This is a genomic window from Petralouisia sp., from assembly GCF_056822245.1.
This window is the reverse complement of sequence record NZ_JBQIOP010000078.1, coordinates 1-9,547: the sequence shown is the minus strand read 5'-3', so window position 1 is coordinate 9,547 and position 9,547 is coordinate 1. Positions and strand designations below refer to the sequence as shown.

Sequence of the window (9,547 nt, the reverse complement as noted above, 5' to 3'; positions counted from 1 at the left end):
TCCTGATTATTTTTGTTCTGCTGTTGTTGGGATATAATCTGTTTTGCTGCGGAGGCTGCTGATTATAATAAACCCCCATCTTGCTTAGCCTGCCGTGCGACGGGCCGCATGGCCATCCATACTATGGAAGCTTTAGCTTTCATAGTAATTGAGATAAAAAAGAAGCAGCCATTGCCTCCAATGCGCTGCTTCCGTTTACTATGCTCTTTCTACTTTTCCGCTCCTTAAGCAAGAAGTACAAACGTACATCTTCTTCGAAGCTCCATTCACTTTACATCTTACAGATTTGATATTGGACTTCCACATCTTATTGGATCTTCTATGAGAATGGCTGACCTTCTTACCGAAATGAGCGCCTTTTCCGCAAACACTGCATTTTGCCATAATTGCACCTCCTTGCAATTTACTAAGTCCACAAACACTGTGAACTCACAACAAGGCTATTCTAACAGAAAGAGGAATATATTGCAAGAGAAAAATGAATTTTTTGTAAAAAGAGAAAATATATGTTTCATTTTTCCAGAAAAGCGGTTATAATATAAACCATAAGTGATTTTGGAGGTTAAATTATGAAAGGACAAGTGGACACTCAATATGGGAAAGTGTTAATTGATACAGATGTGATTGCAATTTATGCAGGTTCTGTGGCAGTAGAGTGCTTCGGAATTGTGGGCATGGCTGCTGTGAATATGAAGGACGGCCTGGTAAAGCTTTTAAAGCGTGATTATCTGAACCATGGGATCAACGTTACTCTGAATAATAATAAGATCACATTGGATTTCCATGTAATTGTTTCTTATGGAGTAAGTATTTCTACTGTTTCTGAGAACCTGATCAGCACGGTGAAGTATCGGGTGGAAGAATTTACCGGTATGGAGATCGAGAAAGTCAACATCTTCGTGGAAGGTGTCAGAGTGATTGATTAAGGAGGAAATAAAAGTGGCGATAACTACAGTAGATGCACCGATGCTTGCGAAAATGTTCCTGGCAGGGGCGAAGAATCTGGAAGCAAAGAAAGAATGGATTAATGAACTGAATGTATTTCCGGTTCCGGACGGGGATACGGGCACCAACATGACAATGACGATTATGTCGGCAGCGGCAGAAGTCAGCAAACTTGGAGATTCTCCGGATATGGCTTCTCTGGCAAAGGCCATTTCCTCCGGTTCTTTGCGTGGGGCGAGAGGGAATTCCGGCGTTATTTTATCACAGTTATTCCGTGGGTTTACCAAGGGAATCGGCAAATATGAAGTGATTGATACAGTGATTCTCTGCGACGCTCTTCAGAAAGCCGTGGAAACGGCATATAAGGCCGTTATGAAGCCGAAAGAGGGAACCATCCTCACCGTAGCCAAAGGCGGAGCGGACAAGGCTCTGGAATTGATTGGCGAGACAGACGACCTGACGGTATTTATTGACGAAGTGATTAAGGAAGCGGACGACGTTTTAAGCCGGACGCCGGATATGCTTCCTGTGCTGAAGCAGGCAGGCGTGGTGGATTCCGGCGGACAGGGACTGGTCACTGTACTGAAGGGCGCATATGACGCCCTGATGGGAAAAGAAGTGGATTACACCATTGAAACGGAAAGCGCCGGAAGCGGTGTGGTGAAGATTTCCCAGGAGACAGAACAGGATATCAAATTCGGTTATTGTACGGAATTTATCATCGTTTTGAACAGACCGTTGGAAGAAAAAGAAGAGTCAGAGTTCAAATCCTATTTAGAGTCCATCGGTGATTCTATTGTGGTGGTTGCAGACGATGAGATTACCAAGGTTCACGTACATACCAATGATCCGGGACTGGCGATTCAGCGGGCATTGGAGTATGGTTCCTTGAGCAAGATAAAGATCGACAATATGCGGGAAGAGCATCAGGAGAAATTAATTAAAGACGCCCAGAAAGCCGCAGAAGAACAGAAGCTGGCAGATGAGAGAAAGCGTTCCGAAAAGGAAGCTTTGGCAGAGGCAAGCAAGGCGCCCAAGAAGGATATGGGATTTATTTCCGTTTCCATCGGGGAAGGGATCAATGAAATATTCAAAGGGTTGGGGGTAGATTATATCATTGCCGGCGGCCAGACAATGAATCCCAGTACGGAAGACATGCTCAATGCCATTGAAGAAGTGAATGCAGACAATATTTTTATCCTTCCCAACAACAAGAATATTATCCTTGCAGCCAATCAGGCGGCATCTTTGATTGAAGAGAAGAATATTTTCGTAATTCCTACAAAAACCGTGCCTCAGGGAATTACGGCATTGATTAATTTTATGCCTGACAGCAGCGCTGAAGAAAATGCAGCCCGCATGACAGAAGAGCTGACCAGTGTTAAAACAGGGCAGGTAACTTATGCTGTCCGGGATACGCTGATTGAAGATAAATCCATTAAACAGGGAGATTATATGGGAATGGGAGACAACTCCATTCTGTCGGTAGGCAGAGACATGGATACGGTCATCCGGGAGATGATTGCCCAGTTAGTGGATGAAGATTCTGCAATTATCAGTATCTATTACGGAGAAGAAATTAAGGAACAGGCGGCAGAACAGCTGGGCGCAGAGTTAGAAGAGACTTACCCCGACTGCGAAGTGGAAGTCCATTACGGCGGACAGCCTATTTACTATTACGTTATTTCTGTAGAGTAGGAATTCAGCGTAGGAATCTGCAGGCTTTTTGGCGGGGTTCCTATGTCCAGGAAGGAGAGTCCTTATGGAGCAGTCATCCGGGATCGGCGCGCTGAAAGGGATTGGAGCGAAAACAGAACAGTTATTTCATAATCTTGGAGTATACACCATTGGTGATATACTCCTTCATTATCCCAGAAATTATGAGAAGCTGCCGCCAATTACGCCCTTGAAGGAACTGCCGGAACTTATGAAGGAAGCAGAAGAACTGACTGCAGCAATTGCAGCAAGGGTGGATAAAGCGCCTTATGTGCGGGCAGGCCGGAATATGCAGATCACCTCTCTGGTCTTGCAGGAGGGAGCGGTAAAGGCAGATTTGGTGTGGTTTCGGATGCCTTATCTGAAAAATACCCTTAAAACGGGAGAATGGTTTGTATTTCTGGGCAAAGTCACCCGGAAAGGGAAATTGCTTCATATGGAGCAGCCCCAGATTTTTCAGCCGGAAAAATATGATTCCATGCAGGAATGCCTCTGGCCCTGTTATGCCCTCACCGCCGGTCTGGGGAAAAATAAACTTTCCCAGACCATAAAAAAAGCGCTGGAAGAACTGGATTTGTCCAGAGATTATCTGCCGGAGGATATCAGAGCCCGTTTACATCTGGCAGAATATAATTTTGCCTTGGAAAATATTCATTTTCCGGAAAGTGAAGAGGCATTGGAGCAGGCCAGAAAACGTCTGATTTTTGATGAATTTTTCCAGTTTATCCTGTCGGCGGGCATGCAGAAGGAGCAGATGGAAGAAGTTTTGAATGGGTTTTCTTTTTTGCCTTTGGACGGGGAGGCCCAGGCTCTCTGGGCAGATCAGGTGATGCAAAGCCTTCCTTATCAATTGACAAATGCCCAGAAGCGTACCTTATCGGAGATCCGGAAGGATCTGCGGGGCAGGAAGGTGATGCAGCGTCTGGTGCAGGGGGATGTGGGCTCCGGCAAGACGATTATTGCTTTTTTGTCCATGCTGGACGCGGCCCAGTCCGGCTATCAGTCGGCATTGATGGCGCCTACGGAAGTACTGGCCATGCAGCATTACCAGACTTTTACAGAGCTGCTTGAGGCTCAGGGGATGCAGATTCCCGTTGTGCTGCTGACCGGCTCTTTGACCCAGAAGGAAAAGCGGAGGGCCTATGAACGGATGCAGCTTTATCCCAATGCCATGATTGTGGGAACCCATGCGCTGATACAGGAGAGGGCCCTTTATGACAATCTTGCCCTGGTGATTACTGATGAACAGCACCGGTTTGGGGTAAAGCAGCGGGAAACTTTGTTTCTCAAAGGCGCCCAGCCCCATGTGCTGGTTATGAGCGCAACGCCCATTCCCAGAACCCTTGCCATTATCCTCTATGGGGATTTGGACATTTCTGTCATTGATGAGGTTCCGGCCAGAAGGCTTCCGGTAAAAAGCTGCGTGGTGGGAAAAGAGTCCCGGAAAACCTCTTACGATTTTCTGAACAGGCAGTTGGCCCTTGGCCATCAGATTTATGTGGTCTGCCCGCTGGTGGAGGAGAGCGAGGGACTGGAAGCAGAAAACGTAACAGATTATGCCGCCGTACTCAAAGAGCAGCTTCCGCAAGGAATTGTGGTGGAGTCTTTACACGGCAAGATGAAATCCGGGCGGAAAAATCTGATTATGGAACAATTTGCCCGCAATGAAATACAGGTTCTTGTATCTACCACGGTAATCGAAGTAGGGGTAAATGTGCCCAATGCCACAGTGATGATGATTGAGGACGCTCAGCGGTTTGGACTGGCTCAGTTGCATCAGCTGCGGGGCCGGGTGGGCAGGGGAGAAAGCCAGTCATACTGTATTATGATTAATACCACGGATTCCGGCAAGGCAAAAAAACGCCTGGAAATCTTAAATAAATCCAATGACGGCTTTTATATTGCGGGAGAAGATTTGAAGCTGCGGGGGCCGGGAGATTTCTTCGGCATCCGGCAAAGCGGGCTCCTGGAATTTCGTCTGGGGGACATTTACCAGAATGCAGATCTGCTGAAGCTGGCTTCCCAGGAGGCGTCCCTGCTTCTTTCTGAGGATCGGAGGCTGGAAGCGCCGGGGCATGAGAGTCTGCGGGAGCAGATACAGAGATATCTGAACCATCAGATGGAGACGGTGAACCTGTAGCGGCGGGAAAATCAGAAAAACAGAAGATACCGTATCGGAATCTCCTGTTTTTCTGTCATGCTGTTATTTTTAACTTATCTGTCTGGCATGTTATTTGCCGGACATCTGTCTCTCCTGGGCTTCGATCATTTTCTTCACCATATAACCGCCGACAGAGCCGTTCTGTCTGGAAGTTAAATCTCCGTTATAACCGTCTTTTAAAGGTACACCAATTTCGTTTGCAACTTCAAATTTAAACTTATCCAATGCACTTTTTGCTTCCGGTACTACCGCTTTGTTAGATGAATTAGACATATCGTTACCTCCTGTTGTCTTTTGCATGCTGTATGAAATTCATACAGTGAATGGTTTGTAACTCGATTGTTACATCCCTAGTATATGCAGCAGATTCAGGATTAGACATGCAGTTCTTTCCGATTTTTGCAAAAAATTCCAATGGGGAGCGGCGCCGGCTAATCGGAGATAAGGGAAATCTCCGAGATATCCGGAGAGGCAACCAGTGAATAATTGGTATAGTAAATCACAAAACCGGGCTTGCTGCCGTTGGGCTTTTTCACGTTTTTCTTTTCCAGATAGTCGATTTCCACTTTTTCATTTTCCCGGCCTTTGGAATAGTAGGCGGCCAGACGTCCGGCTTCCTCAAAGGTGCGGTCGGGAAGTTCGTCTCCGTTGGTTTTCACCACCACATGGGAACCGGGAATGCCTTTGGCATGGAACCACCAGTCGTTTCCGACGGCAAATTTAAAGGTAAGTTCCTCGTTCTGAAAATTATTTTTTCCCACGTACATATGGTATCCGTCGGAAGAGAGGTAATGGAACGGCTTGCTTTTGATTTTTTCTTTTTTGCCTGCCGGACGTTTTTTCATGTAACCGTACTGGATCAGTTCTTCTTTGATCTGGGTTAAATCATCCTCGGACACGGCGATGTCCAGGGAGGTGGAAATAGATTCCAGATGGATGATTTCTTCGTGGGTTTCCTCAATCAGATCCGTCAGGGCTTCGTAGGTGCGTTTTAGTTTGTTATATTTATTAAAATACTTCAGGGCGTTTTCCTGGGGCGTTAACTGAGGGTCCAGAGGAATGGAAATGTTCTCGTTGGTATAATAATTAAATGCTTCCAGGGTTTTGGAATTTGCTTTTAGACCGTAGCCGTAGGTGTGGATCAGTTCCCCGTATATCTTGTATTTTTCCCGTTTTTCAGTATCTTTTAACTGTTTTTTCTGCAAGTCGTATTTTTTTCTGCTGCGATCCAGAATCGTGGTGACGATTTTCCGCAGATCCACCGATTTCTGCCGGATTCTGGTGTAAACATTTTTGGCAGCGTAAAAGGTTTCCAGAACTTCTGAGATGGAATCACAGGATTCTGCGGTAAAGTCTGGAAACTGTGTAAGTTCTGTTGAAGAAAAGTCTATGGGCTCCTTGCCGTTTCTGACAATGTTGGGGGTGAAGCGGCCCTCGTTCACATCATCCATCAAAAGGGAAAAATGTTGACAGAGCCGAAGCTGTTCGTCTTTTGACAGGGTGTCTGCTGGCTGTTTTTCACCCACAGAAGCCCTGCAGCACAGTTCTGAGGCGATCACCGGGCTGATTCCAGTGTAGGCGGTGTAGATTGCCTTCTGCACCGGAAGGGACTGGCCAAAAACATCTGTCTGGAAGGAGGCTTTGTCTGCAGTCAGGGGATTGGATTTTTCCTGGGTGTTCGGGACGAAATAAGTTCTTCCGGGCAGCACTTCCCGCAGGGAGCTGACCTGGGCGGATACATGCTTGATGCTGTCGATGATTTTGTTTTCGTCATCGCAGAAAATAATATTGCTGTGTTTTCCCATAATTTCCACGATCAGCTGTTTCCGGCAGAGATCGCCCAGTTCGTTGAGATGCTCAATTTCAAAATGGATGATCCGCTCCATCTGGGGCTGGTAAATGCGGGTGATTTTCCCATTTGCAATGTGTTTTCGCAGAAGCATACAGAAATTGGGCGCGGTTAAGGGGCTGGGTTTGTTGTTTTTGGTGAGGTAAATCAGCGGAAGAGAGGCGCTGGCTGACAATACCAGACGCACCTGGCCGTTCATGCCTTTGATGGTCAGCAGCAGTTCATCATGTTCCGGCTGCGCAATCTTGCTGATTCTAGAGTTTGTGATTGTTTCGTTTAATTCTTTTACTAAATTTGCGATTACAATTCCGTCAAATGCCATGGTTGTTCTCCTTTTCGATCGTTTTGCCGGGATGAACGGTTTTGGAATAGCTGCCTGGATTCTGCCCGAATTCCCGTTTAAAGGCTTTCAGAAAATTAGAATAGTCGTTAAATCCGCACTGAAAGCAGGAATCCATCACAGAACTGCCTGCCCGCAGCAGATTACGGGCGATAATCAGCCTTTTTTTCATAATATACTGATACAGGGATAATCCGGTAAATTGCTTAAATTGTCTGCTGAAATAGTATTTACTGGTAAAAAATCTGACAGCCAGTGCATCTAAATTTAAATTTTCCGTAATATGTTCATTGATATAAGTGATTACCTGATTTATTTTTTCATTTTCTGTAACATCCTTTTGAACAGAGTCGGGTGCGTCGTAATATGCCCGGCTGACATACACCAGAAATTCAATCAGATAGGCGGTGGTAAGGGCTCTGCTGCCCCGTTCCTGGCCGTGCTTCGCCTGCTGCATCTGAAGAAATAGGTTTTTTAAATGGGCAATGCTCTCACTGTCCGGGCGGATTAAGCGGTAATCTTTCAAAGCGGCGTCAGTAAAGCAGGCGGTAAAATCCTCATCGTAAAAATCCTGCAGATAGTCAAAAAAATCATCTGCAAGCCAGATTACAATCCGTTCGTAGGATCTGCCCGGATGGATATCCGGCCGGTGGATATCAGAATTGCCGGTTAACAGAAGATCTCCCGGACGAAGCTTATAATTTCTGCCTTCAATAATATAATTTACATTTCCAGATAAAAAAAAGAAAATTTCATAAAAAGGATGTTGGTGAAATTCCACCAAAGGCGGAGTTTCATTGTAAGTATGATGAAATTCATAGTAGCGTTCCATCATGATTTGGCTTGGATTAAATTCCTCTTTGTACATCGGCAACACCTGCTTTCTGAATGGCTCTTTCATTATAAAGCAAGATTTACCATATTTCAAGCAGCAATTACCAAGCAATATAGATTGGTCTCTGGTATACTGAATTTACAAAAAAAGTAAAAGGAGGAAGAAATATGCAGATGACATTTCGCTGGTACGGCGAAGGAAACGACAGCATCACACAGGAGATGATCAAACAGATTCCCGGCGTCACCGGCCTGGTCTGGGCGCTCCATAACAAAGCGGCAGGGGAAGTCTGGGAAGTGGAAGAGATTGAACAGATGCGGCAGCAGATTGAAGGCCACGGCTTTCACATGGATGTGGTGGAAAGCGTCAATGTCCATGACGACATTAAAATCGGCCTGCCCACCCGGGACAAATACATTGAAAACTACAAACAGACCCTGCGCAACCTTTCCAAATTCGGGGTGAAGGTGGTGACTTACAATTTCATGCCCATTTTTGACTGGACCAGGACAGATTTGTTCCACCCCATGGAGGACGGCTCCACCGCGTTATTTTATGAAAAGGCCAAGATTCAGGAAGATTACAAAGAGATGGCGGACTACATCCTGAAAAATCTCCACGGGATGACCTTCCCGGGCTGGGAGCCGGAGCGGATGGCCAAACTGGACGAACTGTTTGAAGCTTACCGGCCGGTCACCAAAGAAAAGCTCTGGGACAACCTGAAATATTTCCTGGAAGCCATTATGCCCACCTGCCATGAGACGGGGATTAAAATGGCCATCCACCAGGATGACCCGCCCTGGGACATTTTCGGCCTGCCGAGGCTGTTGGTGGACAAGGAATCCATTGGGAAATTCCTGTCCATGGTGGACGACGATCACAACTGCCTGTGCCTGTGCTCCGGTTCCCTGGGGGCAAACCCTGAGAACGACGTGCCGGACATTGTGCGGACATACTGCGACCGGATTGCCTTTGCCCATATCCGCAACGTGAAGCATTTCCCCAACGGGGATTTCACGGAAAGCTCCCACAGGGACTGCGACGGGGATGTGGGAATCCTTGAGATTATGCGGGCTTACCATGACTGCGGGTATGAGGGATACATCCGTCCCGACCATGGACGCCATATCTGGGGCGAGCAGTGCCGTCCGGGATACGGGCTGTATGACAGGGCGCTGGGAATTATGTATTTGTGGGGGTGCTGGGATATGATGGAGCGGGAGGCTGGAAATTGCTAAGGGTGTAGAAAACAGGGGAATGCTTAGGTGAAATTTATATCTTTGGATACGGACGGAATTCCAGGCTTGCCCTTTGACACACAAACAGGGCAAGGTTACGGCGAACTAACTGCCAACTACGACTAGAGCGTGTTTGAAAATTCATTCCTGACATCTGCACGCCCCACTTTGCGTGATATTTGCGCCAAATTCAGGTTACATAGCCCGCTATGCGCCCTTCGTTTGGCACAAATCTCCCACAAATTGTGACGCACATCTGCCAGAAAGCAATTTTCAGACACGCTCTAGGAAGTCAGGAAAGCCTTCCTTCCCAAGTCTCCGTAGGCAGTGGATTTCGTCTCCACCAAAAGACGCCCTTGAAGCGTTTGCTTAGCCAAAGGGCAAGCCAGGAGTTCCTGTGTATCGAAAGATAAGAATGCTCATCCTAATCCTAGAGTGTGTTCAGTGCGGAATGCGGAAGCTC

General features: G+C 46.7%; 9 protein-coding genes and 1 pseudogene. 5 read left to right on the top strand and 5 right to left on the bottom strand.

The features are described from left to right. Positions 1-198: 198 nt before the first annotated feature. Complete coding sequence (gene rpmB, locus ACTO17_RS18910) at positions 199-384, bottom strand: 50S ribosomal protein L28 (RefSeq protein WP_172537174.1); 186 nt, start codon at positions 382-384, stop codon at positions 199-201. A 185-nt stretch (positions 385-569) separates the two neighbouring features. On the opposite strand from rpmB, the gene ACTO17_RS18905 reads away from it, so the two are divergent. The 3 genes from ACTO17_RS18905 to recG all read left to right on the top strand — a co-directional run bounded on the left by ACTO17_RS18905 (position 570) and on the right by recG (position 4,801). Then, positions 570-926: an Asp23/Gls24 family envelope stress response protein gene (locus ACTO17_RS18905; protein WP_172537173.1), complete on the top strand. Its 357-nt coding sequence runs from the start codon at positions 570-572 to the stop codon at positions 924-926. Between the two features lie 13 nt (positions 927-939). Next, positions 940-2,643 (top strand): DAK2 domain-containing protein, encoded by a 1,704-nt coding sequence (locus ACTO17_RS18900; protein WP_482559028.1) that lies wholly within the window; start codon positions 940-942, stop codon positions 2,641-2,643. Between the two features lie 64 nt (positions 2,644-2,707). Then, on the top strand, positions 2,708-4,801 hold the full coding sequence (gene recG, locus ACTO17_RS18895) for an ATP-dependent DNA helicase RecG (RefSeq protein WP_482559027.1): 2,094 nt from the start codon (positions 2,708-2,710) through the stop codon (positions 4,799-4,801). Positions 4,802-4,891: 90 nt separating this feature from the next. Here the strand turns inward: recG and ACTO17_RS18890 are convergent, their stop codons facing one another. The 3 genes from ACTO17_RS18890 to ACTO17_RS18880 form a co-directional block, all read right to left on the bottom strand. Next, positions 4,892-5,095: an alpha/beta-type small acid-soluble spore protein gene (locus ACTO17_RS18890; RefSeq protein ID WP_135989017.1), complete on the bottom strand. Its 204-nt coding sequence runs from the start codon at positions 5,093-5,095 to the stop codon at positions 4,892-4,894. Between the two features lie 158 nt (positions 5,096-5,253). Then, complete coding sequence (locus ACTO17_RS18885; RefSeq protein ID WP_482559026.1) at positions 5,254-6,993, bottom strand: Rqc2 family fibronectin-binding protein; 1,740 nt, start codon at positions 6,991-6,993, stop codon at positions 5,254-5,256. Further along, on the bottom strand, positions 6,983-7,879 hold the full coding sequence (locus tag ACTO17_RS18880) for an AraC family transcriptional regulator (protein WP_482559025.1): 897 nt from the start codon (positions 7,877-7,879) through the stop codon (positions 6,983-6,985). Before ACTO17_RS18880 ends, ACTO17_RS18885 begins: the two co-directional genes overlap by 11 nt. Before the next feature lie 134 nt (positions 7,880-8,013). Here ACTO17_RS18880 and uxuA point away from each other — a divergent pair, with 134 nt between their 5' ends. Then, positions 8,014-9,084 (top strand): mannonate dehydratase, encoded by a 1,071-nt coding sequence (gene uxuA, locus ACTO17_RS18875; protein WP_172536063.1) that lies wholly within the window; start codon positions 8,014-8,016, stop codon positions 9,082-9,084. A gap of 34 nt (positions 9,085-9,118) precedes the next feature. Here the strand turns inward: uxuA and ACTO17_RS18870 are convergent. Continuing rightward, positions 9,119-9,340: pseudogene (locus ACTO17_RS18870) on the bottom strand (DUF6783 domain-containing protein). On the opposite strand from ACTO17_RS18870, the gene ACTO17_RS18865 reads away from it, so the two are divergent. Continuing rightward, the gene (locus tag ACTO17_RS18865) at positions 9,284-9,457 is read left to right on the top strand and encodes a DUF6783 domain-containing protein (protein WP_482559029.1); all 174 of its coding nucleotides are present in this window, start codon (positions 9,284-9,286) and stop codon (positions 9,455-9,457) included. The pseudogene ACTO17_RS18870 and the gene ACTO17_RS18865 overlap by 57 nt on opposite strands. Positions 9,458-9,547: the final 90 nt, after the last annotated feature.

Bases quoted from the DNA above. Each gene is read 5' to 3' on its own strand.
- ACTO17_RS18890 (WP_135989017.1), bottom strand. From the start codon at position 5,095: ATGTCTAATTCATCTAACAAAGCGGTAGTACCGGAAGCAAAAAGTGCA.
- ACTO17_RS18905 (WP_172537173.1), top strand. From the start codon at position 570: ATGAAAGGACAAGTGGACACTCAATATGGGAAAGTGTTAATTGATACA.
- ACTO17_RS18885 (WP_482559026.1), bottom strand. From the start codon at position 6,993: ATGGCATTTGACGGAATTGTAATCGCAAATTTAGTAAAAGAATTAAAC.
- ACTO17_RS18880 (WP_482559025.1), bottom strand. From the start codon at position 7,879: ATGTACAAAGAGGAATTTAATCCAAGCCAAATCATGATGGAACGCTAC.
- rpmB (WP_172537174.1), bottom strand. From the start codon at position 384: ATGGCAAAATGCAGTGTTTGCGGAAAAGGCGCTCATTTCGGTAAGAAG.
- uxuA (WP_172536063.1), top strand. From the start codon at position 8,014: ATGCAGATGACATTTCGCTGGTACGGCGAAGGAAACGACAGCATCACA.
- recG (WP_482559027.1), top strand. From the start codon at position 2,708: ATGGAGCAGTCATCCGGGATCGGCGCGCTGAAAGGGATTGGAGCGAAA.